The following is a 24,853-nucleotide window of genomic DNA, read 5'->3' as shown; positions in this document are numbered from 1 at the left end:
GCGCGGCCCTCGAAGTCCCTGAGGCCCCCGCCTGCGCAGGAACGACGCGGAGGCATCGGCGAGCCCTCCTCGCCGCGCACGTCAACCTCGGCAACGAGCGGCGTTAGAATCGGGCCATTGCCCACTGCCTGCCCGATGCGAGTCGGTCCCCTCATGTCCGCACCAGATTCCGCCCTTCTCCAGGCCTGTCGCGCGCGCCGCGCCCGCGTGCTCGACCACCTGCGCGCCGCCGGCGGCGGCGTGGCGATCCTGCCCACGGCCCCGGAAGCGATGCGCAACCGCGACAGCGACTTCCCGTACCGGCACGACAGCTACTTCTACTATCTGAGCGGCTTCACCGAGCCCGAGTCGGTGCTGGTGCTGATCGCCGCGCCGGCCGGCGGCACCGACCGCAGCATCCTGTTCTGCCGCCCGAAGCACGAAGAGCGCGAGATCTGGGACGGCTTCCGCTACGGCCCCGAAGCGGCACGCGAGGTGTTCGGCTTCGACGAGGCCCACTCGATCGAGGAAATCGACGCCCAGCTGCCGCAGCTGCTTGCCAACCAGAACCTGATCGCGTATCCGCTGGCCGCTTCGACCCGCATCGACATGCAGGTGCGCCGCTGGCTCGACGCGGTACGCACGCAGGGCCGCGCGGGCGTGGTGGCGCCGTCCAGCGCGCTGGACATCCGCACGCTGCTCGACGAGATGCGACTGTTCAAGGACGCCGGCGAGCTCGACATCATGCGCCGCGCCGCGCAGATCTCGGCCCAGGCCCATGTCCGCGCCATGCAGGCCAGCCGCGCCGGACTGCGCGAATACCATCTGGAAGCCGAGCTGCTGTACGAGTTCCGCCGCAACGGCGCGCAGAGCGTGGCCTACAACTCGATCGTCGCCGCCGGTCCCAACGCCTGCGTGCTGCACTATCGCGCCGGCCCGGCCGAACTGCGCGACGGCGACCTGTGCCTGATCGACGCCGGCTGCGAACTGGACGGCTACGCCTCCGATATCACGCGGACCTTCCCGGTGTCCGGCCGCTTCTCGCCGGCGCAGCGCGAGCTCTACGATCTGGTGCTGGCCGCTCAGCAGGCCGCCATCGACCAGACGCGCGTCGGCGTGCCGTACAACGTGCCGCATGACGCGGCGGTGCGCGTGCTGGCACAGGGCATGCTCGACACCGGCCTGCTGGACCGGAACAAGGAAGGCGGCGTCGACGACGTGATCGCCAGCGGCAGCTATCGGCGTTTCTATATGCACCGCACGGGCCACTGGCTCGGCATGGACGTGCATGACGTCGGCGAGTACCGCGTGCCCGGCCCGGCCCCCGCCGAAGGCGAGCGCCCGTGGCGCCCGCTCGAGGCCGGCATGGTGCTGACGATCGAGCCCGGCATCTACGTCCGCCCGGCCGAGAACGTACCGGAGCGCTACTGGCATATCGGCATCCGCATCGAGGATGACGCGGTGGTCACGGCCGACGGTCCCTGTGAATTGATGACCCGCGGCGTCCCGGTCGACGCCGACGAGATCGAAGCGCTGATGCGCGAACGGAGTGAGTTGTAATGGTCAGCTGGTTGAGAAAACTGTTCGGCGGTGCCGATGGCAACGCGACGGCGTCGCGAACGCAGGCGGAGCCGGAACAGCCGTTCATCGTCAATCTGTTCGACGACCGCCTGGTGGTCCATCGTCCCGATGGCCAGCGCGAAGAGCTCGAATGGCAGGCGCTGGAGCGCGTGGTCGCGCGCGTCTCGCGGCGCGCGCCGTGGACCGGCAAGGCCTGGCTGATCCTGGTCGGCGAGGAGCGCCCCGACGGCCGCCAGCAAGGCTGCGTGACGCCGCTCGACGCGGTCAACCACGAGGCGCTGCTGACGCGGCTGCGCGCACTGCCCGGCTTCGATCAGGCCCTGCTCGACAACGCCCTGCGCGATGCGCGCAACGGCAGGACGCGCGAGGACGTGGTGTGCTGGCAGCGCGGCGGGCCGGAAAGCGCCGCTGCCGGAGGTGCCAACGATGAACCAGCCCAGCCCTGAACTGCACGGCGACGCCTGCGACATCGCCATCGTCGGCGGTGGCCCGGTGGGCCTCGCGCTGGCCTGCCGGCTGCTGCACACCAGCCCCTGGCGTATCGCGCTGATCGACGCCGCCACGCCGGCGCGCGCCGCCCGCGATCCGCGCGCGATCGCGCTGTCGCACGGCAGCCGCGATCTGCTGGCGCAGCTCGATGCGTGGCCCGTGGCGGCCACGCCGATCGAGCACATCCATGTGTCGCAGCGCGGCCGGTTCGGCCACGTCAAGCTGCATCACGACGACTACGGCATCCCGGCGCTGGGCTATGTGGTCCGCTACGGCGACCTGTGCGCGGCGCTCGAGCACGCGCTTGGACGTGCCGGCGGCCAGCAGCGGCTGGTGCGCGCGTTCGACACGCGCATCGATGCGATCGACCAGATCGACGAAGGCACGGCGCGCGCAGCCCGGCACGGCCCCGCCGGTGCCGCAGCCGAGGCTGTCGCCGCCGGCTCGCCGGACACCGCGCCGGTGCAGTTGCGCGGTGCCGGTCCCGACGGCCAGCCGGTGCGCCTGGGCGCGCGCCTGGCGGTGCAGGCCGAGGGTGGCCTGTTCCATCAGCAGGTCGCTCGCACGGCCGCGGCCGGCGCGACCGGAACACGCCGCCGCGACTATGGACAGACCGCGATCGTCTCGCATGTCGCCTGCAGCCATCCGCTGCCCGGCTGGGCCTGGGAGCGCTTCACCGAGCAGGGGCCGCTGGCGCTGCTGCCGCACGATCTGGACGACGACCCGCATGGCGACGGCGGCTCGGGCTACGCGCTGGTCTGGTGCTGCTCGCCCGAGGAGGCGGCGCGGCGCCTCGCGCTGGACGACGCTCGCTTCCTGGCCGAACTCGGCGAGGTCTTCGGTCCGCGCATGGGACGCTTCACGCGGGTCGGCAAGCGCCACGCCTTCCCGCTGGGCCTCAATGCCGCGCAGCTGACGGTCAAGGGCCGGCTGGTGGCGATCGGCAACGCCGCGCAGACCCTGCATCCGGTCGCCGGCCAGGGGCTGAACCTGGGGCTGCGCGATGCCTTCGCGCTGGCCGACGAGCTGCGCACCGCCTGCACGCCGCAGGCGCTGGCCGCCTTCGGCGCGCGCCACCGGCTCGATCGCGCGGTGACCATCGGCGTCACCGACCTGCTGCCGCGCGTGTTCGGCATTCCCTATCCGCTGGCCGCGCACGCGCGCGGCGCCTCGCTGGCCGCGCTGGCCTGCCTGGCGCCGCTGAAGCACGCGCTGGCGCATCAGATGATCTACGGCATGCGCCGCTGAACTTCCGGCGCAACGCTGTCGACGGCAGATCGGGCCCGGGTCGCAACGATCCGGGTTCCGCTTGGAGCCCCTGGCGCCGCTGGGGTCGCTGGGCCGCTCCGGGCCGCCCGGGGTCGCTCCCGAGTCGATGTCGCGCCGCAGCACATCGGCCCTGCTTATTTCTTGGGCAGCCGGCCGGTTTAGCGGTAAAATCCCGCCCTCGCACATGCCCCCCGCTTTACCGCCGACGCTGCCTCGGCCGGGCATGCTTTTCGCCATTCGATCCGTGACACCGCCCATTGGCGCCCGGTCACGGCCAGCCTTCTGGACGTCGCCGGACCCTTAGCCGTGCAAATCGGACCTCACCAACTTCGCAACAACCTGTTCGTCGCGCCGATGGCCGGCGTCACGGACCGCCCCTTCCGCCAGCTGTGCAAGAAGCTCGGCGCGGGCTATGCGGTCTCGGAGATGGTGGCGTCGAACGCGCAGCTGTGGAAGAGCGAAAAGACCATGCGCCGCGCCAACCACGACGGCGAGGTCGAGCCGATCGCGGTGCAGATCGCCGGAGCCGAGCCCGGCATGATGGCGGAGGCCGCGCGCTACAACGTCGACCGCGGCGCGCAGATCATCGATATCAATATGGGTTGCCCGGCCAAGAAGGTCTGCAACGTCGCGGCCGGCTCGGCGCTGCTGCAGAACGAGCCGCTGGTGGTGCGCATCGTCGAGGCGGTGGTCGGCGCGGTGGGCGATCGCGTGCCCGTCACGCTGAAAATCCGCACCGGCTGGGACCGGCAGAACCGCAACGCGGTGCGCGTCGCACGCATGGCGGAAGCGGCGGGCATCAGCATGCTGACCGTGCATGGCCGCACCCGCGCCGATCTGTATCACGGCGAGGCGGAGTACGAGACCATCGCCGCGGTCAAGGACGCGATCCGCATTCCGGTGGTCGCCAACGGCGACATCACGACGCCGCAGAAGGCGCGCCACGTGCTGGCCGCCACGGGCGCCGATGCGATCATGATCGGCCGCGCCGCGCAGGGACGCCCGTGGCTGTTCCGCGAGATCGCGCATTTCCTCGCCACCGGCGAGCTGCTGCCGGCGCCGGAAGTGGCCGAGATCCGAGCCATCATGAACGCGCATCTGCAGGACCACTACGCCTTCTATGGCGAATTCACCGGCGTGCGTACCGCGCGCAAGCATATTGCCTGGTACACGCGCGGGCTCAAGGGTGCCAACCTGTTCCGGCACCGGATGAACACACTGGAAAGCACCGAGGCGCAGCTGGCCGCCGTCAACGCTTTCTTCGACGAGCAGGCCGCGCTGTCCGACCGGCTGGTGTATGTCGACGAAGGCGAAGCACAGACCGGCGCATCGAACAACAACAACAGGGAGTTGCTTGCCGCATGAGCCGCAATGTTATCGACCAATGCATCCGGGACAGCCTGAGCGCCTATTTCCGCGATCTGGACGGCGAGCAGCCGTCGAACATGTACAACATGGTGCTGGAGGCGGTGGAACGGCCGCTGCTGGAGACGGTGATGGCGCGTGCCGACCGCAACCAGTCGCTCGCCGCGGCCTATCTCGGCATCAATCGCAATACGCTGCGCAAGAAGCTGCAGCAGCACGGTTTACTTTGAAGCGTCCTCCATCACCATGATCAAGCAAGCCCTTCTCTCCGTTTCCGACAAGACCGGCATCGTCGACTTCGCGCGCGAACTGCATGCGCTCGGCGTGACGCTGCTGTCCACCGGCGGCACCGCCAAACTGCTCGCCGACGCCGGCCTGCCGGTCACCGAGGTGGCCGACTACACCGGCTTCCCCGAGATGCTCGACGGCCGCGTCAAGACGCTGCACCCGAAGGTCCACGGCGGCATCCTGGCGCGCCGCGACCTGCCGGAGCACATGGCCGCGCTGGCCCAGCACGACATCCCGACCATCGACCTGCTGGTGGTCAACCTGTACCCGTTCCAGCAGACCGTCGCCAAGGACGACTGCACGCTGCCCGACGCGATCGAGAACATCGACATCGGCGGCCCGACCATGCTGCGCTCGGCGGCGAAGAACCATCGCGACGTCACGGTGATCGTCGATCCGGCCGACTACGCGCCGGTGCTCGACGAAATGCGCGCCAACGGCAACCAGGTCGGCTACGACACCAACTTCCGGCTGGCCACCAAGGTGTTCGCGCATACCGCGCAATACGATGGCGCCATCACCAACTACCTGACCAGCCTCGGCGCGGACAAGTCGCACCAGGCCCGCAGCGCCTACCCGCAGACGCTGAACCTGGCGTTCGAGAAGGTGCAGGAGATGCGCTACGGCGAGAACCCGCACCAGTCGGCGGCGTTCTACCGCGACCTGAAGGCCGTCGATGGGGCGCTCGCCAACTACGTGCAGCTGCAGGGCAAGGAGCTGTCGTACAACAACATCGCCGACGCCGACGCGGCGTGGGAATGCGTCAAGTCCTTCGGAGCGGGCGATGGCGCGGCCTGCGTCATCATCAAGCACGCCAACCCGTGCGGCGTGGCAATCGGCGCCAATGCGCTGGAGGCCTACGAGAAGGCGTTCAAGACCGATTCGACCTCGGCCTTCGGCGGCATCATCGCCTTCAACGTCGAGCTCGACGGCACGGCCGCGCAGGCAGTCGCCAAGCAGTTCGTGGAGGTGCTGATCGCGCCGTCGTTCAGCGCGCAAGCACGCGAGGTATTCGCCGCCAAGCAGAACGTGCGTCTGCTCGAAATTCCGCTCGGCAAGGGCGTCAACCAGTATGACCTGAAGCGCGTCGGCGGCGGCCTGCTGCTGCAGAGCCCGGATGCCAAGAACGTGCAGCCGTCCGAGCTGCGCGTCGTCACCAAGCGCCATCCGACGCCGAAGGAAATGAGCGATCTGCTGTTCGCGTGGCGCGTCGCCAAGTTCGTCAAGTCGAACGCCATCGTGTTCTGCGGCGGCGGCATGGACGCTCGGCGTCGGCGCCGGCCAGATGAGCCGCGTCGACTCGGCCCGCATCGCCAGCATCAAGGCGCAGAACGCGGGCCTGACCCTGGCCGGCTCGGCGGTGGCCTCCGATGCGTTCTTCCCGTTCCGCGACGGCCTGGACGTGGTGGTCGACGCGGGCGCGACCTGCGTGATCCAACCGGGCGGCTCGATGCGCGACGACGAAGTCATCGCCGCCGCGGACGAGCGCAACATCGCGATGGTGCTGACCGGCACCCGGCATTTCCGGCATTGAGGCCGGACCAAGGGGACCGAGCGGCAACGCGCCGCTCCCAGCCGGGCCAGCAGATCGAATGAGCGGTACGAACGCGCAGTTCGACGATGACCGGCTGTCCTCTCCCCTGCCCCTCTCCCGCTGGCGGGAGAGGGAACCTTGGCGACCCTCAAGCCGCGCGCGCCAACCTCTGGATGCGCTTGCGCGGCTTTCGTGAGGCAGTCCAAAGATCATAGGCGGACTGCAAACCGATCCACATCTCGCTGCTGGTGCCCAGCGCGTCTTCCAGCCGCAGAGCGATATCGGGCGTGATCGCGGCGTGTCCGTTGACGATGCGCGATAGCGTCGCCCGCGTGACGCCGATATGTCGTGCGAAATCGGTCAGCGTCATGGCATCCAGGTCGCGCAGCCATTCGGCGAGCACCGTACCCGGATGCGGGGGGTTGTGCATCCTCGTCATGATTCGATCCCCTCGATAGCCTGGTGATAGTCCTGGTATCCACCCTCTGAGAGCTTTGGCTTTACGCCCGGCGATTTGCGGGATTCGACGACCGTAACGAACGCGCTTACACTAGCGGCCAACCTGGACTCATTGATCCAATGCGCATCCTCGGCATCGACCCCGGCCTTCGTACCACCGGCTTCGGCGTGGTCGAAAAGCACGGCCACAAGCTCGCCTACATCGCCTCGGGCACCATCAAGAGCGATGGCAATGGCAGCCTGCCTGAGCGTCTGAAGACGCTGTATGACGGCATTGCCGAGGTCACGCGGACCTATGCGCCCGATTGCGCGGCGATCGAGAAGGTGTTCGTCAACGTCAATCCGCAATCGACGCTGCTGCTCGGGCAGGCCCGCGGCGCGGCGATCTGCGGGCTGGTGGGCTACGGCCTGCCGGTGTTCGAATACACCGCGCTGCAGTTGAAGGTCGCCGTGGTCGGCTATGGCCGCGCCAACAAGGCGCAGGTGCAGGAGATGGTGGCGCGGCTGCTGGCGTTGCCGGGCCATCCCAGCTCCGATGCGGCCGACGCGCTCGGCGTGGCGATCTGCCATGCCAATGGCGGCGATACGCTGGCGACGCTGAGCGGCCTTGCGCCCGAACTCGCGCGCAAGGGCGTGCGGGTGCGGCGCGGCAGACTGGTCGGCTAGCACCGGCTCTTTCGGCTCTCGGGCTCTCGGGCTCTCGGGCTCTCGGGCTCTCGGGCTCTCCGGCTCTCCGGCTCTCCGGCTCTCCGGCTCTCCGGCTCTCCGGCTCTCCGGCTCTCCGGCTCTCGGGCTCTCGGGCTCTCGCGGCTCTCCGGCCCTCCCAGCGCTGACGGCGTCCCAGGCGACGCCCGCCTCACTTACAATCGGCCTCATCCCGCGCTCGAGGAGGCCGCATGTCCCGTCCCAGCTTGATCCCCCGTTTTGCCTTGCAGCCCGCCGCGCGGCTCCACGCCGCGATGTCGGCCGCGATGCTGGCCGCCCTGCTCGCGGGCTGCGTCACCCAACCCGTGCCGCCCGCCGCGCCCGCCGCCGAACCGCCGCAAGCCCAACCGGCACCGCCGAAGCCCAAGCCGCTGGTGATCGGCCATCGCGGCGCCAGCGCGCTGCGGCCCGAACATACGCTGGCCGCGTACACCAAGGCGATCGAGGACGGCGCCGACCTGATCGAACCCGATCTGGTCGTCACGCGCGACGGCGTGCTGGTGGCCCGGCACGAGAACGAGATCGGGGGCACCACCAACGTCGCCACGCTGCCGCAGTTCGCCGACCGCAAGCGCATCAAGGTGATCGACGGCGAGCGGCTGGAAGGCTGGTTCACCGAGGACTTCACGCTGGCCGAGCTGAAGACGCTGCGCGCGCGCGAGCGCATTCCGAGCTGCGCCCGGCCAATACGCAATACGACGACAAGTTCGAGATCCCGACGCTCGCCGAGATCATCGAACTGGCCGCCAATGTCTCGCGCCGCAGCGGCAGGACCATCGGCCTCTATATCGAGACCAAGCATTCGAGCTACTTCCGCGGCATCGGCCTGCCGATGGAAGAGAAGCTGGTCGACGCGCTGCGCGCCAACGCCCACACGCGCCGCGCGCCGGTCTATCTGCAATCGTTCGAGACCGCCAATCTGCGCGCGCTGCGGCAGCGCATCGGCAAGTCGATGCCCAACGTCAAGCTGGTGCAGCTGATCGGCAGTGCCACGAAGGCGCCGGCCGACTGGCGCCTGGCCGGCGATACGCGCCGCTACGCGGACATGATCACGCCGCTCGGCCTGCGCGAGGTGGCCACCTATGCCGACGGCATCGGCCCCGAGCGCACGCACGTGGTGCCGCGCGACAGCGCCGGCGCGCTCGGCACGCCGACCGCGCTGGTGCGCGACGCCCATGCGGCGGGCCTCGTCGTGCATCCCTACACGCTGCGGCCCGAGAACGCCTTCCTGCCCAAGAGCCTGCGCGGCCCGGGCGGCGATTCGGCGCGTCATCCGGCCGGCATGATCCGCGAGGCGCGGGCGCTGATCGACGCCGGCGTGGATGGCTTCTTCACCGACGATCCGGCGCTGGGACGCCGCGCGGTGGATGCACCGTAGATGCCGTAGAAGCGCCGTAGATTCGCAGCAGACGCGCCATAGACACCCCATAGAGCGCCATGGAGCTCCGTAGTCGCGCCGCGGATGCTCTGCCTCGCTGCGCTACACTGGCGCCCTTTCAGACCGACCCATGCCGGCGCACGCGACAGCGCGCCGGCAGCCCATCCCCCCGCAAGCCACCATGATCGGACGCATCGCCGGCACCCTCATCGAGAAGAACCCTCCGCATCTGCTGGTCGACTGCCACGGCGTCGGCTATGAGGTCGACGTGCCGATGAGCACCTTCTACAACCTGCCCGCGGTCGGCCAGCCCGTCACGCTGCTGACGCAGCTGATCGTCCGCGAGGACGCGCACCTGCTGTACGGCTTCGGCAGCGCCGAGGAACGCAATACCTTCCGCGAGCTGATCAAGATCAGCGGCATCGGCGCGCGCATGGCGCTGGCGGTGCTGTCGGGCATGTCCGTCGCCGAACTGGCGCAGGCCATCACGCTGCAGGAGGCGGGCCGGTTGACGCGCATTCCCGGCATCGGCAAGAAGACCGCCGAGCGGCTGCTGCTGGAGCTCAAGGGCAAGCTCGGCGCGGAACTGGGCCATGTTGGCGGCGCGGCGGCCGCCCACGACAGCGCCGCCGATATCCTGAACGCGCTGCTGGCGCTGGGCTATTCCGACAAGGAGGCCGCCGCGGCGACCAAGCAGGTGCCGGCGGGCACCGGTGTCTCCGAAGGGATCAAGCTGGCGTTGAAGGCCCTGTCGAAGGGCTGAGGTCGCGCGGCGGCGCGGGCCGGTGAGCAGCGGTGGGCGAGCCGGCATGCGAGCCGGTGTGCAGGCGGTTTGCGAGCTGGTTTGCGAGCCGGTGTGCGAGCCGGTGTGCGAGCCGGTGTGCGAGCCGGTGTGCGAGCCGGTGTGCGAGCCGGTGTGCGAGCCCGTGTGCGAGCCGGTGTGCTGGCCGGCGCGCGAGCCCCCGCGTGCCCTGTGCCCGCTGAGACGACGGACGGCCCCGATGATGCCGTGGGCTACAATCGAGCCAGTTTTCCCGCCTCCGCCCCATGATCCAGACCGACAAGTTCGCCCCGAGCCGCCCTGCCGACAGCGGCGACCGCCTGATCGCCCCCCACGCCCGCCTCCAGCAGCGAGGAGGCGTTCGAGCGCGCGCTGCGGCCCAAGCTGCTCGACGACTATGTCGGCCAGCAGAAGGTGCGCGACCAGCTCGACATCTTCATGCACGCGGCGCGCAATCGCCGCGAGGCGCTCGACCACGTGCTGCTGTTCGGCCCGCCGGGCCTGGGCAAGACCACGCTGGCTCATATCATCGCGCGCGAGATGGGCGTCAATCTGCGCCAGACTTCCGGGCCGGTGCTGGAGCGGCCCGGCGACCTCGCCGCGCTGCTGACCAACCTCGAAGCCAACGACGTGCTGTTCATCGACGAGATCCACCGGCTGTCGCCGGTCGTCGAGGAAATCCTGTACCCCGCGCTCGAGGACTACCAGATCGACATCATGATCGGCGAGGGCCCGGCCGCGCGCTCGGTCAAGCTCGATCTGCAGCCGTTCACGCTGGTCGGCGCCACCACGCGCGCCGGCATGCTGACCAATCCGCTGCGCGACCGCTTCGGCATCGTCGCCCGCCTGGAGTTCTATACCGCCGACGAACTGGCCCGCATCGTCACGCGCTCGGCGCAGCTGCTGCATGCGCGCATCGATCCGACGGGCGCGCTCGAGATCGCGCGCCGCTCGCGCGGCACGCCGCGTATCGCCAACCGCCTGCTGCGGCGCGTGCGCGACTATGCCGAGGTCAAGGGCGACGGCACCATTACGCGCGAGATGGCCGATGCCGCGCTCGCGATGCTCGATGTCGATCGTGTCGGCTTCGACCTGATGGACCGCAAGCTGCTCGAGGCGATCCTGCACAAGTTCAGCGGCGGCCCGGTCGGCGTCGACAACCTGGCCGCGGCGATCGGCGAGGAGCGCGACACCATCGAGGACGTGCTCGAACCCTATCTGATCCAGCAGGGCTATCTGCAACGCACGCCGCGCGGACGCGTGGCGACGCCCGCGGCCTACCGGCACTTCGGGCTGGCGGCGCCGGGCGGCGCGCAGGGCAGCATCCTGCCGGACGACGCATGATCCGATAAACCACCGTGGAGGCGCCGATGCGGAACGATCGAGACAGCACGATACGACGCGGGGCGCGCGCGCTGGCGCTGGCCTGCGCGAAGACGGTCACGTTGACGGGCGCGTTGATGGGCGCGTTGATGGGCGTGTTGGCGGCCGGCGCCATCGGCAGCGCGAGCGCACAAACCGCGCCGGCCACCACCGCGGCAGAGGTCGTCCGCATCGACGCCTCGAATGCGGTACTGGTGCGCGGACCGCAGGGCCAGCTGACCGAATTGATGACCGGCGACGAGGCGCGCCATTTCGGTACGGTCAACGCCGGCGACCGCCTGACGGTGACGCGCGGCCCGGCACGAATCACGAAGCTGGAGCCGCTGGCGAGCCGCAATGTCGCGACCGCGGAATCGGTGGACCGGCTGTCGCGCCGTCTCGACGACGGTCGGCCCGGCGTGGTGCGCGAGATCACCACCACGGCCACGGCGGAAATCGTCGCGGTCGATCCGATCGGACGCACGGTGACGTTCCGCGGTCCGCGCAATGCGGAGCACGCCGCGCGGGCGGACGATATCTCGATCGACGTGGCCGGCCTGCGGCCGGGCCAGATGGCCAGGATCGTCTATCGGGAGACGGTGGAGATTACGCGGGAAGGGCCGGCGCGCTGAGTGTTCGCTCCCCTCTCCCGCTCAGCGGGAGAGGGGGAGAAGACCAGCGGCATTGGCCGGCGCGGTGCAAGGACTCGAACTCAAGCAGCGCGCGGCTGCCGTTCGCTATCGTCGTGCCCGCGGTCGTGCCCGCGGTCCTGTCTGTCCTGCTCATCCACCGCCCCGCTGGCGCGTCCACCCAGCGCCTCGCCGATCATCAGCAGGCTCGGATGTTGCGGGTCGATCCATGCCGCGGCTTCGCCCGCCGCCATCTGCCGCAGCGTGAACTGGCGGCTGCGCTGGTGCGGGGTCGAGGCGGCCTCGACCACCCAGGCCGGCGTCGATGCCGGCTTGCCGTGCGCGATCAGCTGCGCGGCGATGGAAGCCGCCTGGTCGCGGCCCATGTAGTAGACCAGCGTATCGGCCTTGACGTCGGCCTCCACGTCGATGGTGTCGGGCGCCTTCGCCTGCGTGGCAAACGCCACGCTGCGCGACACGCCGCGCTTGGTCAGCGGACGCGCGATCGCCGAGGCGGCGGCCAGCGCGGCCGTGATGCCCGGCACGATCTCGTAGGCGATGCCCGCCTCTTCCAGCGCCTGCAATTCCTCGTCGGCGCGGCCGAACAGCATCGGATCGCCGCCCTTCAGGCGCACCACGCATTCGTACTTGTGCGCCAGGTCGACGATCTGCCGGTTGATGAAGAGCTGCGCGGTCGAGCGCTTGCCGCAGCGCTTGCCGACCTCGACCAGCCGGGCCTGGGGACACCAGGCCAGCATCTCGGGCGACACCAGCGCATCGTGCAGCACCACTTCGGCTTCGCCCAATAGTCGTGCACCACGCACCGTAATGAGGTCCGCCGCGCCGGGACCGGCGCCAATCAGGTAGACCTTGCCCATGTTGCTGCTCCTCGTGATTCCTGGATCGACTTCGATCTCGCTTCGATGTCAGGAATATGCACGGATCATGCCCGCGGCGACCGTGTGATTGGTGGCCTCGTCGATCAGCACGAACGCGCCGGTGGCCGGGTTGTCGCTGTAGACGTCGCACACCACCGGCTTCTGCAGCGTGATCTGCACCGAGCCGATATCGTTCAGGCGAATGTCGTGACGGCCGGTCTCGTGCGACAGCGTATGCACGTCGAGCACGCGGTCCACCGACGACACGCGCGCGAACACGCTGGCGGTGGTGTGCTTCAGCACGTATTTGCGCGCGGTGTTCAGCGCCGCATCGTCGAACCAGCACAGGTCGGCCTGCAGCTTCTTCGCCGGCAGCGCCTGCTCGCTTTCCGCGGCCGCGGCGGCCACGAACATGTCACCGCGCGATACATCGACGTCTTCCGCCAGCCGAATGGCGACGGTCTCGCCGGCGCTCGCCTCCTCGGCCGCGCCGTTGGGCGTCAGCACCTCGGCGACCACCGCCTCGCGGTTGGCCGGCAGCACGCGCACGGTCTGGCCGACGCGCACCGTGCCCGCCTCGACGCGGCCGGCATAGCCGCGGAAATCGTCGGACTGCGCACCGTCCTGGCGGATCACCAGCTGCACCGGGAAGCGCAGCGCGGCCTCGCCCTGCGGCGCGACCTCCTCGACCGGCAGCGCCTCGAGCAGCGGCAGCAGCGGCTCGCCCTGGTACCAGGGCATCGCCTCGCTGGCGTGCACGATGTTGTCGCCGCGCAGCGCGGACACCGGCACGTAGCGCACGTCCTTCAGGCCCAGCTGGCTGGCCAGCTCGGCATAGGCGGCGCGGATCTCGTCGAAGCGCTGCTCGCTGTAGTCGACCAGGTCCATCTTGTTGACCGCGACGATCACGTGCTGCAGCTCGAGCAGCTTGACGATCGCGGTATGGCGCTTGGTCTGCGCTAGCAGTTGCGCGCCGCCATCGGCCACGGTCACGCGGGTGGCGTCGATCAGCACGATCGCGGCGTGCGCGGTCGATGCGCCGGTGACCATGTTGCGGGTGTACTGCTCATGGCCCGGCGTATCCGCGATGATGAACTTGCGGCGCGCGGTCGAGAAATAGCGGTAGGCCACGTCGATCGTGATGCCCTGCTCGCGCTCGGCCTCGAGGCCGTCGGTCAGCAGCGAGAAGTCGATCTGCTCGCCGGCGGTGCGCTTGTTCTTGGCGTTCGCCAGCGCGGTCAGCTGGTCCGACAGCACCGCCTTGCTGTCATACAGCAGGCGGCCGATCAGCGTGCTCTTGCCGTCGTCGACCGAACCGGCGGTGATGAAACGCAGAAGGCCCTGGTGGGCGGCTTGGGTGGTCATGATGCAATCCTGTCTCGGGGCGTCGCTGCTTGCGTCGCGGCGTGCGTCGTTACTTGCGTCGTAAGTTGCGTCGCGGCGTGCGTCAATGTCGCTGGATCGGTCCGGCTCAGAAGTAGCCTTCCTTCTTGCGGCGTTCCATCGACGCTTCGCTGGTCTGGTCGTCCATGCGCGTGGCGCCGCGCTCGGTGATCTCGGTGACCGCGGTCTCGGCGATGATCTCGACCGGGGTCGCCGCGGTGCTGGCCACCGGGCAGGTGCAGCTGATGTCGCCGACCGTGCGGAAGCGCACCGACAGCACCTCGCTGACATCGTCGTCCTGCTTCGGCGTCAGCGGCGTCACCGGCACCAGCAGGCCGTTGCGGCGGACCACCTCGCGCTGGTGCGCGTAGTAGATCGGCGGCAGCGCCAGATTCTCGCGGGCGATGTACTGCCACACGTCCAGCTCGGTCCAGTTCGAGATCGGGAACACGCGCATCTGCTCGCCCGGCGCCATGCGGGCGTTGTACAGGCTCCACAGTTCGGGCCGCTGCGCCTTGGGATCCCATTGGCCGAACTCGTCGCGGAACGAGAAGATGCGTTCCTTGGCGCGCGCCTTTTCCTCGTCGCGGCGGGCACCCCCCATCAACGCGTCGAACTGGTGCTGCTCGATCGTTTCCAGCAGCGTGACGGCCTGCGCCGCGTTGCGCGAATCGGTTTCCTTGCGCAGCCGCACGGTGCCGCGCTTGATCGAATCCTCGACGTGGCCGACCACCAGCCGCGCGCCGATCTCGGCCACGCGCTGGTCGCGGAAGGCGATCACCTCGGGATAGTTGTGGCCCGTATCGATATGCACCAGCGGGAACGGCAGCTCGATCTTGCGGTTGCCGAGCCGGAACGCTTTCAGCGCCAGATGCAGCATCACGATCGAGTCCTTGCCGCCGGAGAACAGCAGCGCCGGGTTGCGGCACTCGGCGGCGACCTCGCGGATGATGTAGATCGACTCGGCCTCGAGCCGGTCCAGGTGGTCGTTCTGCACCTCGATCAGGTGCGCGATGTCGGGGTTGCCGTCGCGCGTGGCCGCGGCGCCGGCCTGGAGTTCGTTCATGATGCCCATCTGTGGCCTCAATGCTTGATGTTCTGTTCGTGCAGGCCGCACTCTTTCGAGTCGCGGCTTTCCCACCACCAGCGGCCGGCGCGTACATCCTCGCCGGCGCGCACGGCGCGCGTACACGGTTCGCAGCCGATGCTGGGATATCCCTTGGCGTGCAGCGCGTTGATCGGCACCGCATGGCGCTTGAGATAAGCCCACACCTCGGCCTCGGTCCAGTCCGCGAGCGGATTGAACTTCGGAATGCCGCGCGCCTCGTCGATTTCCTCGAACGGCAGGTCGGCACGCGTGACGGCCTGCTCGCGGCGCTGGCCCGTCAGCCAGGCATCGGCGTGCGACAGCGCGCGGTTCAGCGGCTCGACCTTGCGGATGCCGCAGCATTCCTTGCGCAGCTCGACGCTGTCGTAGAAAGCGTTCAGGCCGTGCTTGCGCACATAGTTCTCAACGGCTTCGGCGTCGGGCGTGAAGCGCTCGATCTCGTAGCCGTAGTGCGCCTTGACCTCGTCGAGCATCGCCAGCGTCTCGGCGTGCAGGCGGCCGGTCGCCAGCGTGAACACGCGGATGCCGGCGCGCAGCGCGGCCGAGCCGCGCAGGATCGCGTCGGTGATCACCATGTCCTCGGCGGCCAGGCTCGACGCGAAGCGGGCGCGATAGAAGCGGCCCGCGATCGCTTCGAGCCGCTCGGCCAGCGCGGCCTCCTTGGCCTCGAGCGCGGCGGTGCTGCCGGTGTATTCCGGCGCCGTCCACAGCGCGGGGCGCAGCGGCGAGGCGGCCGGAATCTCCGAAGCGGTCGCCGGCAGTTCGACGATCGGAATCACGCTCATGCCGATTCCCGCTGTTCGGCGCGCGCCCGGCGGAACAGGGGCAGCGGCTCGTCCACCGAGGCCTGGTAGGTCACGGTGAATTCGCTGAAGCCCTTCAGCGCGTCGTCGATGTTCTTGTCGGCACGCACGGCGAAGGCGTCGAAGCCGCAGCGCTTCATGAAGTTCAGCTGGTCGCGCAGCACGTCGCCGATCGCGCGCAGCTGGCCCTTCCAGCCATAGCGGGTGCGCAGCAGATACGCGGTGGAAAAGCCGCGGCCGTCGCGGAACACCGGGAAGTCGACCGCCAGCAGCGACACGCGCGCCAGTTCGCCGGCAACGTCGCCCGGCTCGTCGTCCGGTGCCAGCCAGATGCCGGTGCGGTCCGCGTCGCGGCCAGCCAGCAGGCCGTCCTTGTGCGCCAGCCAGACCGGCAGCGGGAACAGCACCGCGTCCTGGCTCGATGCCGCCGCGGCGATCTGCTCGTCGGTCGGGGCCTGGCCCTCGGCGCCGCGCAGCACGGTCCACGCGTCGTCGACGATCGCCGGCACGGCGGCCTGGCCGCCGTCGGCGCGTTGCAGTTGGATGATCTTTGCCATATTCGTTCTCGATGCGTTTGCTGTCGTCGATGCCGCCAATGTCAGGCTTCGGCGCGTTCGCGCTGCTTGTTCGCGTAGACGCGCTCCTTGAACGGCGCGACGCCGATGCGCGTGAAGGTGTCGATGAAGCGTTCGTCCTCGACGCGGTGCGCGACGAAGGTCTCGATGATGCGGCTGACCACGTCCGGCATTTCCTCGGCTTTGAACGAGGGGCCGATCACCTTGCCCAGCGCGGTCTGGTTGCCCTGTGCGCCGCCGAGCGTGACCTGGTACCACTCCTCGCCGTCCTTGTCGACGCCGAGCACGCCGATGTTGCCGACGTGGTGATGGCCGCAGGCGTTGATGCAGCCCGAGATGTTCAGCGAGACCTCGCCGAGGTCGTGCACGAAGTCCAGATCGTCGAAGCGCTGCTGGATCGCCTGCGCGATCGGGATCGACTTGGCATTGGCCAGCGAGCAGAAGTCGCCGCCGGGGCACGCGATGATGTCGGTCAGCAGGCCGATGTTCGGCGTGGCCAGGCCGTTGGCCTTGGCCAGCTGCCACAGTTCGTACAGGTCGCGCTTGCGCACGTCCGGCAGCACCAGGTTCTGCTCGTGCGCGACGCGCAGCTCGCCGTAGCCGAAGCGGTCGGCCCAGTCGGCCACCAGTTCCATCTGCTCGGCGGTCACGTCGCCCGGAGGCGCGGCCACGCCGGGCTTGGTCGACAGCGTCACCGCGGCATAGCCCGGCACCTTGTGGCCGTGCACGCTGCGGCGGACCCAGCGCGCGAAGGCCTTGTCTTCCAGCAGATGCTTCTCGAAGCTGGTGTCGGTGTCGGGTAGCTTCTCATAGGCTGGCGGCGCGAAATGCTGCGCGACGCGGTCGAACTCCGCCTGCGTCAGCGTGCCGGGGCCGTCCTTGCTGTGCTGCCATTCGGCTTCCACTTCCTCGGCGAACTTGTCCGCACCCAGCGACTTGACCAGGATCTTGATGCGGGCCTTGTACTTGTTGTCGCGGCGGCCATAGCGGTTGTAGACGCGGATCGCCGACTCGATATAGGTCAGCATGTGCTGCCACGGCAGATCGTGCTTGATGATCGTGCCCAGGATCGGCGTGCGGCCCAGGCCGCCACCGGCCAGGATGTTCAGGCGCAGCTCGCCGGCCGCGTTGCGGTAGGCGTAGACGCCGATGTCGTGCATCTGCACCACGGCGCGGTCGTCCTTCGACGCCGAGATCGCGATCTTGAACTTGCGCGGCAGGAAGGCGAATTCGGGCTGGAAGGTGCTCCACTGGCGCAGCAGCTCGGCCAGCGGACGCGGGTCCACCGCCTCGTCCGGCGCGACGCCGGCGAAGTGGTCGGTGGTGATGTTGCGCACGCAGTTGCCCGAGGTCTGGATCGCGTGCATCTGGACCGAGGCGAGGTCGGCCAGTGCATCGGGCACGCGCTCGAGCTCCATCCAGTTGTACTGGATGTTCTGGCGCGTCGAGAAGTGGCCGTAGCCGCGGTCGTAGTGGCGCGCCAGATGCGCCAGCATGCGCAGCTGCTTCGACGCCAGCAGGCCATAGGGAATCGCCACGCGCAGCATGTAGGCGTGGCGCTGCATGTAGAGGCCGTTCTGCAGGCGCAGCGGCAGGAATTCTTCCTCGGTCAGCTCGCCCGACAGGCGGCGACGCACCTGGTCACGGAACTGCGCGACGCGCTCGGCAACGATGCGCTGGTCGTATTCATCGTACTGATACATGGTGTGGGTCCGTTCAGTATGCGTTCGTGTTCGTTGGTGTTCGTTGGTACGGCGGCGCGGGCTAAAACACCGGCGCTAGGAAACCAGCTTGATCGCCACCAGCGTCAGCGTGGTGGCCAGCGCGCCGCGCACCAGCCGCTCCGGCAGCGCGCGCGACAGTTGCGCGCCCAGCCAGATGCCGGGGATCGAGCCCACCAGCAGCGCCAGCAGCAGGTTCCAGTCGACGGTGCCGAGCCACACGTGGCCCAGCCCGGCCAGCGCGGTCAACGGCACCGCGTAGGCGATATCGGTGCCGGCCACCTCGGCCGGCTTCATGCGCGGATACAGCAGCAGGATCAGCGTCGCGCCGACCGCGCCGGCGCCGATCGACGACACCGTGACCAGCACGCCGATCACCACGCCGACGATCACCGTGGCTACCGCCTGCGCGCGGCCTTCCAGCTGAAAACGGGGATTGCGGGCCAGCCATTCGAGCAGCTGGCGGCGGAACAGCAGCGACAGCACGGTCAGGATCACCGAGATGCCGATCGACAGACGGATCGCGTGCAGCCAGCCGGCGTCGAGTTCGCCGGCGCTCTTGAGGACGAGAATGGCGGCCAGCGCGGCTGGCAGGCTGCCGATGCATAGGCGCCTGACCACCTGCCACTGGATATGGCCGTGGGCGCGGTGCGCCAGCGTGCCGAAGCCCTTGGTGATCGCCGCGAAGGCAAGGTCGGTACCGACCGCGGTGGCAGGCGAGAAGCCGAACAGCAGCGTCAGCAGCGGCGTCATCAGCGAGCCCCCGCCCACGCCGGTCAGACCGACGAGGACGCCTACCAACAGACCGGAAACGGTAAAGGCCAGGGACATGGGGGCGCACCGAAGTGGGTCCCCGCCGGGCCGCGCCGGCCTTGTAACGCCGGGCGCACGGGGACTAGCCGTTCATTAACAAAGTTCGCAAATCGTAATAAACTCGCCTCATATCTCAAACTAATAAGAAGTTGTTTGTTTATACGGACGACGATATATGAACCTGCACCAATTCCGCTTCGTGCGCGAGGCCGTCCGTCAGAACTTCAACCTGACCGAAGCCGCTAAAGCGCTCTACACTTCACAACCAGGGGTCTCCAAGGCGATCATCGAGCTCGAAGAAGAGTTGGGTGTCGATATCTTCACGCGGCACGGCAAGCGGATCCGCAGCCTGACCGAGCCGGGCCGCCGCATCCTGACCTCGGTCGAGAAGATTCTGCAGGAGGTCGAGAGCCTGAAGCGGGTCGGCAAGGACTACGCCGCCCAGGACCAGGGCAACTTCACGATCGCCACCACGCACACCCAGGCGCGCTATGCGCTGCCCCGGGTCATCGGCGAGTTCACCAAGCGGTACCCGAAGGTGCGCCTCTCCATTCAGCAGGGCAACCCGGCGCAGATCGCGGACATGGTGCTGCACGACCATGCGGACCTGGGCATCGCCACGGAGGGCATCTCCGGCGACAAGAATCTGGTGTCGCTGCCCGGATACCAGTGGCAGCACACCATCGTGACGCCGCCGGACCACCCGCTGCTGGACAAGCCGCACCTGTCGTTGGAGGACCTGGTCAGTTATCCGATCGTCACTTACGACCCGAACTTCGCCGGCCGGACCAAGATCGACAAGGCGTTCGAGCTACGGCAGCTGCAGCCGGACATCGTGCTGGAAGCGATCGACGCCGACGTGATCAAGACTTATGTCGAGATCGGCCTGGGCATCGGCATCGTCGCCGGCGTGGCCTTCGACCCCGAGCGCGACCGCAATCTGCGCGGCATCCCGGCCGGCCACCTGTTCGGCACCAATGTGACGCATCTGGCCGTCAAACAGGGAGCCTACCTGCGCAGCTTCGTCTATACCTTCATCGAACTGTTCTCGCCGACGCTGAACCGCAAGCTGGTCGAGCAGGCGATGTCGGGCGACCACGAGGCCTACGAACTGTGAGCGCACACCAACCTGAACAGCGGCCCGGCCAGGACGGCTCGCCTGAGGCCACCCTCGGCGCCACGGCCGAGCCCACCATTGCGTGGACCGAGGAAGGCGTGACGCACCGCGCCCGCTGGCGCTCCGAGGCCGGCATGCCGCCGCCGCGGCGGGTGGTGATCGCCGACGACCGCACCGACGCCGATACCGCCTACCGCCTCGCCTGCGAGGGCACCGCCCTGCTGTGGCGCGGCGACTTCCAGAACGCGCGCCAGCTGCTGCAGGCGATGGCGCGCCGGGTCGAGCGCAAGCCGCGCCGGGCGCAGCGCCAGGCCAAGGCCAAGCCCGCGCCGGCCACGCCGGCCGAGGCCTTCCACCTGCATCGGCAGGCCCAGGCGCAGCGCGCACGCACCCTCGGCATGCTGCTGTTGCCGTTCGAGGCCGATCACACCGTGCCGCTGCGGCGCGCGCCCGATGTGCGCGACGCCTGCACCGAGGCCTACGGGCCGGGCGACCAGCCCTATGTCGCCTCGATGCGCGAACTGCTCGGCCTGATCGGTGCGCACGAATGGCGCAAGAAGGGCGTGCCGGTGCCGGCGCTGGGCGACCGCATCCATCCCTGGTACGGCGTGTTCTCGCCGGTGCGCGGCGAGTATGTCGATCTCGTCGGCCAGGCGCCGCTGCCGAAGGCGCTGGCCCGGGAGTCGCTGGCCTTCGATATCGGCACCGGCACCGGCGTGCTGGCCGCGATGCTGGCGCGGCGGGGCATCGCCCGCGTCGTCGCTACCGACCAGGATCCGCGCGCACCCCGGCTGCGCCGCCGACAACATCGCCCGGCTCGGGCTGACCAGACAGGTGGAGATCGTGCAGGCGGACCTCTTTCCGACCGGCCGCGCCCCGCTGGTGGTCTGCAATCCGCCGTGGGTGCCGGCGCGCGCCAACGCGCCGATCGAGCACGCCATCTACGATCCCGACAGCCGGATGCTGCGCGGCTTCCTCGCGGGCCTGGCCGCGCATCTGACCGATGACGGCGAGGGCTGGCTGATCCTGTCGGACCTCGCCGAACATCTGGGTCTGCGCAGCCGCGAGGCGCTGCTCGGCATGATCGAGGCCGCCGGGCTGCGGGTGCTGGGCCGCATCGACATCAAGCCGCGCCATCCCCGCGCCGCCGATGCCGACGATCCGCTGCACGCGGCCCGCGCCGCGGAGATGACTTCGCTGTGGCGGCTCGCGCCGAAGGCCGCCGACCAGCCAGGCTGATGCCGATCCGACGGGATGGAAGTCCGATCGAAGCCGGATGGAAGCCCTATAGGACTGGATCGAAGCCGGATCGAAGCCGGATCGGAGCCATATAGAAGCCATATCGAAGCTGGATGAGCCAGACAGAAGCCAACAAGCCGAAGGAGGAGACCCCATGCCACGATCCACCCTGCCCCGCCTGCGACGCTCGCTGCGCCCGGTCACGCTGGCGCTAGCCGCGGTCGGTGCCGCCGGTGCCCTGCTCAGCGGCACCGCGCACGCCGACATTCGCGTCGGCATCGATGTCTCGACCACGGGTCCTGCCGCGTCGATCGGCATTCCGTCCAAGAACACCATCCTGATGTGGCCGGCGACGCTGGGCGGCCAGAAGGCCGAGTACATCCTGCTCGACGACGGCTCGGACCCGTCGGCCGCGGTGCGCAACGTCCGCAAGCTGATCTCCGAGGAAAAGGTCGACGTGATCGTGGGACCGAACATCACGCCGACCGCGCTGGCCGCGCTGGACGCGGTATCGGAGGGCGAAACCCCGATGGTCGCGCTGGCCGCCTCGGCCGCGATCGTCGAGCCGCAGACCGACCCGAAGCGGCGCTGGGCCTTCAAGATGCCGCAGAACGACTCGCAGATGGCGACCGTGCTGACCGAGCACATGAGCAACCACGGCGTGCGCACGGTCGGCTTCATCGGCTTCAACGACGCCTACGGCGAGAGCTGGTGGCGCGAGTTCTCCAAGCTGGCCGAGGTCCGCAAGATCCGCGTGGTCGCGAGCGAACGCTTCTCGCGCAACGACACCTCGGTCACCGGCCAGGTGCTCAAGCTGATGGCCGCCAACCCCGACGCGATCCTGATCGCCGGCGCCGGCACCCCTTCCGTGCTGCCGCAGAAGACACTGGGCGAGCGCGGCTACAAGGGCAAGGTCTATCAGACCCATGGCATCGCCACCGGCGAATTCCTGCGCATGGGCGGCAAGGATGTCGAGGGCACGCTGTTCCCGACCGGCCCCGTCGTGGTCGCGCGCCAGCTGCCCGACACCCATCCGGTCAAGAAGGTCGCGCTCGACTTCGTGACCCGCTACGAGGCGAAGTACGGCGCGGATTCGATCACGCAGTTTGCCGGCGATGCCTGGGGCGCGTGGCAACTGCTCGATGACGCCGCGCGGCGCGCGCTGAAGACCGGCGCACAGCCCGGCACGCGCGAGTTCCGCCAGGCCATGCGCACCGCGCTGGAAACCACCACCAATCTGACCGTGCCGAACGGCGTGCTGAACCTGAGCCCGCGCGACCACCAGGGGGTTCGACCAGCGCTCGCGCGTGATGGGCGTGATCCGAAACGGCAAATTCAGTTACGCGGGACAATAAGGCCGGCATTGCCGGGCACGGGCCTTTCTTGGCCGACGCCCGGTGCCGAGCAACAACAAGATCAGCAAGGAGTTGTCGTCATGACTACGATCGCCTTTATCGGCCTGGGCGCGATGGGCTCGCAGATGGTGCGCCATCTGCTCGCGGCCGGACACACAGTACGCGCCTCGGTGCGCCGGCCGGAAGCCGCCGACGCGGCCCGCGAACTGGGCGCAGAGCCGTTCTTCAGCCCCGCCGAGGCGGCTCGCGGCGCCGAGGTCGTGTTCACCAACGTGACCTCGTCCGAAGATGTCCGCATGGTGCTGCTCGGCGAAGGCGGCGCGATCGAAGGCGCCGCGCCGGGCACGATCTGCATCGACCACAGCACGATCTCGCCGGTGGTCACGCGCGAGATCGCACAGGCGCTCGCCGAACGCGGCATCGAGGCGCTCGACTGCCCGGTGTCGGGCGGCACCGTCGCCGCCGAAGCGGGCACGCTGACCATCATGGTCGGCGGCAAGGCGGAAGTGCTCGAGCGCGTGCAGCCGCTGCTCGCGTGCTACGGCAAGACCATCACGCATATCGGCGACAACGGCGCGGGCCAGGTCGCCAAGCTGTGCAACCAGATCGCGCAGGTCGTCAATATCGAAGGGATCGCCGAGGCGATGCGCTTCGCGCAGTCGCAGCAGGTCGACATGCAGCGCGTGCTGCAGGCGATGTCGACCGGCATGGCCGGCAGCCGCATGCTGGACATGATGGGGCCGAAGATGGTCTCCCGCGATTTCGCCGCCGGCATCCAGGCGCGCCTGCACGACAAGGACTTCGGCCTCGCCGCCGACGTCGCCCGCGAGGCCGGCCTCGCCCTGCCCGCAATGCAGGCCACCGCGGCGCAGCTGCAGACGCTGATGCGCAACGGCTGGGGCAAGGACGACACCTCGTCGCTGCTGCGCGTGTTGGAGGATCAGGGCTGAGGTCTGCGGCCGGCAAATCGGCGCCCGGCCAGTCCGTGGCCGGCCCCCCTTGGTTGTCCGGCCAGTCGATTTGCGGCATAATCCGCTGCTCAGCGCAGTGCCTCCGCCGTTTCTCCGGCAACCCTCCGGCACGATCGCGCACCCGCCCGGGTGGTGAAACAGGTAGACGCAGGGGACTCAAAATCCCCCGCCGCAAGGCGTGTCGGTTCGAGTCCGACCCCGGGCACCATCACAATATCTCCCCGTATTCAGACTTGGGGATGCAGCAGCCCTAGTCCGGCAAGAGCCCACACGATGTAACGTGCAGCCCGGCATGGTAGCCACGGCCGCCCGCGGCACTCACATGATTGCTAGCAAGACGATGTGGGACCCTGCCTACTGGCCGCACGTCGTCCAGAACACGGGCAAGCACTAGTGAGCGGTTTCCGAAGACCTCAAGGGTAACGTCTTCGCCAAGCATCATCCTCACCCGTTCCTTGCGCATCGCTTCGGGCTGCGGTTCCTGGTCCCGCTCTTGGCGCCTCTTCCAGCCAACGTCGCTAGGAGCGATGCCTCCAAGCGGATGACGGGCCAAGGGTACGTGTGGCCGGCAGGGCGGAGACACGGCCCTTGACGCCGTAGGAGCGCCCCACGCTATGCCCGGGCAGGAGTTCCGGGCTAGAGGCCCGCAACCCCTGCCCTGAGGCCCCACCCACGGGTGGAGCGTAGATAGAGGCAGTTATTCGGAAAGTCCGGGCCCCAGCTGGCACGCCGCCGATATTGCCGTCCATGGCAGGTATAAAACAAGACAATTACAGCGCACCCCTCTTTTTTGGTGGTGCTCTTATCTGAAACCGAAAAACCCCTTTGTCTTGTAAAATCGAATTGCCTATAGCAAGGAGACACCATGGCTGGCGAAGGTAACCGCGCGTTACGGCTCCATAAAACCATATCAAATACCGAACGCATCCAACGCGAAGCGGCGGCGGTTGGAAGGATTCTCGCTGAACGCAGCAGATGAAGTACACGCCCAGCGCTTCATTAATGGTGAGACAACCTGCAAGATTTTGTGCAGCCGCGCGTTGACGCGGCAGCGCTCGCAAAGTCTTCGTC

18 protein-coding genes, 1 tRNA gene and 5 pseudogenes are annotated in these 24,853 nt (G+C 68.7%); 16 read left to right on the top strand and 8 right to left on the bottom strand.

Translation table 11 applies throughout. The features are described 5' to 3' along the window. The first annotated feature begins 153 nt into the window (after window positions 1-153). The 6 genes and pseudogenes from OJJOAM_RS12880 to purH all read left to right on the top strand — a co-directional run bounded on the left by OJJOAM_RS12880 (window position 154) and on the right by purH (window position 6,505). Window positions 154-1,539, top strand: a complete 1,386-nt coding sequence (locus OJJOAM_RS12880; protein ID WP_422648167.1) for an aminopeptidase P N-terminal domain-containing protein — start codon at window positions 154-156, stop codon at window positions 1,537-1,539. After that, the gene (locus tag OJJOAM_RS12875; RefSeq protein WP_422648166.1) at window positions 1,539-2,006 is read left to right on the top strand and encodes a hypothetical protein; all 468 of its coding nucleotides are present in this window, start codon (window positions 1,539-1,541) and stop codon (window positions 2,004-2,006) included. Before OJJOAM_RS12880 ends, OJJOAM_RS12875 begins: the two co-directional genes overlap by 1 nt. Next, window positions 1,987-3,297 (top strand): UbiH/UbiF/VisC/COQ6 family ubiquinone biosynthesis hydroxylase, encoded by a 1,311-nt coding sequence (locus tag OJJOAM_RS12870; RefSeq protein ID WP_422648165.1) that lies wholly within the window; start codon window positions 1,987-1,989, stop codon window positions 3,295-3,297. The genes OJJOAM_RS12875 and OJJOAM_RS12870 overlap by 20 nt, the downstream gene beginning before the upstream one ends. A gap of 327 nt (window positions 3,298-3,624) precedes the next feature. Then, the gene (dusB, locus tag OJJOAM_RS12865) at window positions 3,625-4,683 is read left to right on the top strand and encodes a tRNA dihydrouridine synthase DusB (RefSeq protein WP_149316778.1); all 1,059 of its coding nucleotides are present in this window, start codon (window positions 3,625-3,627) and stop codon (window positions 4,681-4,683) included. Beyond that, window positions 4,680-4,913 carry a Fis family transcriptional regulator gene (locus OJJOAM_RS12860; RefSeq protein WP_006578759.1) on the top strand — a complete coding sequence of 78 codons (234 nt, stop codon included), beginning with the start codon at window positions 4,680-4,682 and terminating at the stop codon, window positions 4,911-4,913. The genes dusB and OJJOAM_RS12860 overlap by 4 nt, the downstream gene beginning before the upstream one ends. A 16-nt stretch (window positions 4,914-4,929) precedes the next feature. Next, a pseudogene (gene purH / locus OJJOAM_RS12855) lies at window positions 4,930-6,505 on the top strand (bifunctional phosphoribosylaminoimidazolecarboxamide formyltransferase/IMP cyclohydrolase). A gap of 148 nt (window positions 6,506-6,653) precedes the next feature. Here the strand turns inward: purH and OJJOAM_RS12850 are convergent. Then, window positions 6,654-6,908 (bottom strand): HigA family addiction module antitoxin, encoded by a 255-nt coding sequence (locus OJJOAM_RS12850; protein ID WP_422648164.1) that lies wholly within the window; start codon window positions 6,906-6,908, stop codon window positions 6,654-6,656. 176 nt (window positions 6,909-7,084) lie between these two features. On the opposite strand from OJJOAM_RS12850, the gene ruvC reads away from it, so the two are divergent. The 5 genes and pseudogenes from ruvC (at window position 7,085) to OJJOAM_RS12825 (ending at window position 11,822) form a co-directional block, all read left to right on the top strand. Beyond that, window positions 7,085-7,630: a crossover junction endodeoxyribonuclease RuvC gene (gene ruvC, locus OJJOAM_RS12845; RefSeq protein ID WP_150083327.1), complete on the top strand. Its 546-nt coding sequence runs from the start codon at window positions 7,085-7,087 to the stop codon at window positions 7,628-7,630. Window positions 7,631-7,923: 293 nt separating this feature from the next. After that, window positions 7,924-9,047: pseudogene (locus OJJOAM_RS12840) on the top strand (glycerophosphodiester phosphodiesterase). 181 nt (window positions 9,048-9,228) lie between these two features. Beyond that, a complete protein-coding gene (gene ruvA, locus OJJOAM_RS12835; RefSeq protein WP_149316773.1) occupies window positions 9,229-9,810 on the top strand; it encodes a Holliday junction branch migration protein RuvA in 582 nt (193 codons plus the stop codon). A gap of 284 nt (window positions 9,811-10,094) precedes the next feature. Continuing rightward, window positions 10,095-11,172 (top strand): annotated as a pseudogene (ruvB, locus tag OJJOAM_RS12830) (Holliday junction branch migration DNA helicase RuvB). 26 nt (window positions 11,173-11,198) lie between these two features. Further along, on the top strand, window positions 11,199-11,822 hold the full coding sequence (locus tag OJJOAM_RS12825) for a hypothetical protein (RefSeq protein WP_422648163.1): 624 nt from the start codon (window positions 11,199-11,201) through the stop codon (window positions 11,820-11,822). Window positions 11,823-11,902: 80 nt separating this feature from the next. Here the strand turns inward: OJJOAM_RS12825 and cobA are convergent, their stop codons facing one another. From cobA to OJJOAM_RS12790, 7 genes are all read right to left on the bottom strand, one after another. After that, window positions 11,903-12,697, bottom strand: a complete 795-nt coding sequence (cobA, locus tag OJJOAM_RS12820; protein WP_422648162.1) for a uroporphyrinogen-III C-methyltransferase — start codon at window positions 12,695-12,697, stop codon at window positions 11,903-11,905. Window positions 12,698-12,745: 48 nt separating this feature from the next. After that, the gene (locus OJJOAM_RS12815) at window positions 12,746-14,062 is read right to left on the bottom strand and encodes a sulfate adenylyltransferase subunit 1 (RefSeq protein WP_422648161.1); all 1,317 of its coding nucleotides are present in this window, start codon (window positions 14,060-14,062) and stop codon (window positions 12,746-12,748) included. Between the two features lie 106 nt (window positions 14,063-14,168). Then, the gene (gene cysD / locus OJJOAM_RS12810) at window positions 14,169-15,155 is read right to left on the bottom strand and encodes a sulfate adenylyltransferase subunit CysD (protein ID WP_422648160.1); all 987 of its coding nucleotides are present in this window, start codon (window positions 15,153-15,155) and stop codon (window positions 14,169-14,171) included. A gap of 8 nt (window positions 15,156-15,163) precedes the next feature. After that, window positions 15,164-15,973 carry a phosphoadenylyl-sulfate reductase gene (locus OJJOAM_RS12805; RefSeq protein WP_422648159.1) on the bottom strand — a complete coding sequence of 270 codons (810 nt, stop codon included), beginning with the start codon at window positions 15,971-15,973 and terminating at the stop codon, window positions 15,164-15,166. Beyond that, window positions 15,970-16,548, bottom strand: coding sequence for a DUF934 domain-containing protein (locus OJJOAM_RS12800; protein ID WP_422648158.1), 579 nt, complete (start codon window positions 16,546-16,548; stop codon window positions 15,970-15,972). The genes OJJOAM_RS12805 and OJJOAM_RS12800 overlap by 4 nt, the downstream gene beginning before the upstream one ends. A 41-nt stretch (window positions 16,549-16,589) precedes the next feature. Next, complete coding sequence (locus OJJOAM_RS12795) at window positions 16,590-18,269, bottom strand: nitrite/sulfite reductase (protein WP_422648157.1); 1,680 nt, start codon at window positions 18,267-18,269, stop codon at window positions 16,590-16,592. A gap of 75 nt (window positions 18,270-18,344) precedes the next feature. Further along, the gene (locus OJJOAM_RS12790) at window positions 18,345-19,118 is read right to left on the bottom strand and encodes a sulfite exporter TauE/SafE family protein (RefSeq protein WP_265632773.1); all 774 of its coding nucleotides are present in this window, start codon (window positions 19,116-19,118) and stop codon (window positions 18,345-18,347) included. A gap of 157 nt (window positions 19,119-19,275) precedes the next feature. Here OJJOAM_RS12790 and OJJOAM_RS12785 point away from each other — a divergent pair, with 157 nt between their 5' ends. The 5 genes and pseudogenes from OJJOAM_RS12785 to OJJOAM_RS12765 all read left to right on the top strand — a co-directional run bounded on the left by OJJOAM_RS12785 (window position 19,276) and on the right by OJJOAM_RS12765 (window position 23,990). Further along, on the top strand, window positions 19,276-20,217 hold the full coding sequence (locus OJJOAM_RS12785; protein WP_150083333.1) for a CysB family HTH-type transcriptional regulator: 942 nt from the start codon (window positions 19,276-19,278) through the stop codon (window positions 20,215-20,217). A gap of 77 nt (window positions 20,218-20,294) precedes the next feature. Further along, window positions 20,295-21,456, top strand: a pseudogene (locus OJJOAM_RS12780) (methyltransferase). Between the two features lie 154 nt (window positions 21,457-21,610). Beyond that, window positions 21,611-22,811: pseudogene (locus tag OJJOAM_RS12775) on the top strand (ABC transporter substrate-binding protein). A gap of 80 nt (window positions 22,812-22,891) precedes the next feature. Then, a complete protein-coding gene (locus OJJOAM_RS12770; RefSeq protein WP_422648156.1) occupies window positions 22,892-23,761 on the top strand; it encodes an NAD(P)-dependent oxidoreductase in 870 nt (289 codons plus the stop codon). A gap of 144 nt (window positions 23,762-23,905) precedes the next feature. After that, window positions 23,906-23,990: transfer RNA gene (locus OJJOAM_RS12765), tRNA-Leu, on the top strand. Window positions 23,991-24,853 lie beyond the last annotated feature (863 nt).

It is taken from the genome of Cupriavidus sp. H18C1, from assembly GCF_049311595.1.
Classification (GTDB): Bacteria; Pseudomonadota; Gammaproteobacteria; order Burkholderiales; family Burkholderiaceae; genus Cupriavidus; species Cupriavidus cauae.
This window is presented reverse-complemented; position numbering and strand designations above follow the sequence as displayed.

What these genes read in the sequence shown, in the direction of transcription:
- OJJOAM_RS12880 (WP_422648167.1), top strand. Translation starts at nt 154, where the DNA reads ATGTCCGCACCAGATTCCGCCCTTCTCCAGGCCTGTCGCGCGCGCCGC.
- OJJOAM_RS12875 (WP_422648166.1), top strand. Translation starts at nt 1,539, where the DNA reads ATGGTCAGCTGGTTGAGAAAACTGTTCGGCGGTGCCGATGGCAACGCG.
- OJJOAM_RS12870 (WP_422648165.1), top strand. Translation starts at nt 1,987, where the DNA reads ATGAACCAGCCCAGCCCTGAACTGCACGGCGACGCCTGCGACATCGCC.
- OJJOAM_RS12860 (WP_006578759.1), top strand. Translation starts at nt 4,680, where the DNA reads ATGAGCCGCAATGTTATCGACCAATGCATCCGGGACAGCCTGAGCGCC.
- ruvC (WP_150083327.1), top strand. Translation starts at nt 7,085, where the DNA reads ATGCGCATCCTCGGCATCGACCCCGGCCTTCGTACCACCGGCTTCGGC.
- ruvA (WP_149316773.1), top strand. Translation starts at nt 9,229, where the DNA reads ATGATCGGACGCATCGCCGGCACCCTCATCGAGAAGAACCCTCCGCAT.
- OJJOAM_RS12825 (WP_422648163.1), top strand. Translation starts at nt 11,199, where the DNA reads ATGCGGAACGATCGAGACAGCACGATACGACGCGGGGCGCGCGCGCTG.
- cobA (WP_422648162.1), bottom strand. Translation starts at nt 12,697, where the DNA reads ATGGGCAAGGTCTACCTGATTGGCGCCGGTCCCGGCGCGGCGGACCTC.
- OJJOAM_RS12815 (WP_422648161.1), bottom strand. Translation starts at nt 14,062, where the DNA reads ATGACCACCCAAGCCGCCCACCAGGGCCTTCTGCGTTTCATCACCGCC.
- cysD (WP_422648160.1), bottom strand. Translation starts at nt 15,155, where the DNA reads ATGGGCATCATGAACGAACTCCAGGCCGGCGCCGCGGCCACGCGCGAC.
- OJJOAM_RS12805 (WP_422648159.1), bottom strand. Translation starts at nt 15,973, where the DNA reads ATGAGCGTGATTCCGATCGTCGAACTGCCGGCGACCGCTTCGGAGATT.
- OJJOAM_RS12800 (WP_422648158.1), bottom strand. Translation starts at nt 16,548, where the DNA reads ATGGCAAAGATCATCCAACTGCAACGCGCCGACGGCGGCCAGGCCGCC.
- OJJOAM_RS12795 (WP_422648157.1), bottom strand. Translation starts at nt 18,269, where the DNA reads ATGTATCAGTACGATGAATACGACCAGCGCATCGTTGCCGAGCGCGTC.
- OJJOAM_RS12790 (WP_265632773.1), bottom strand. Translation starts at nt 19,118, where the DNA reads ATGTCCCTGGCCTTTACCGTTTCCGGTCTGTTGGTAGGCGTCCTCGTC.
- OJJOAM_RS12785 (WP_150083333.1), top strand. Translation starts at nt 19,276, where the DNA reads ATGAACCTGCACCAATTCCGCTTCGTGCGCGAGGCCGTCCGTCAGAAC.
- OJJOAM_RS12770 (WP_422648156.1), top strand. Translation starts at nt 22,892, where the DNA reads ATGACTACGATCGCCTTTATCGGCCTGGGCGCGATGGGCTCGCAGATG.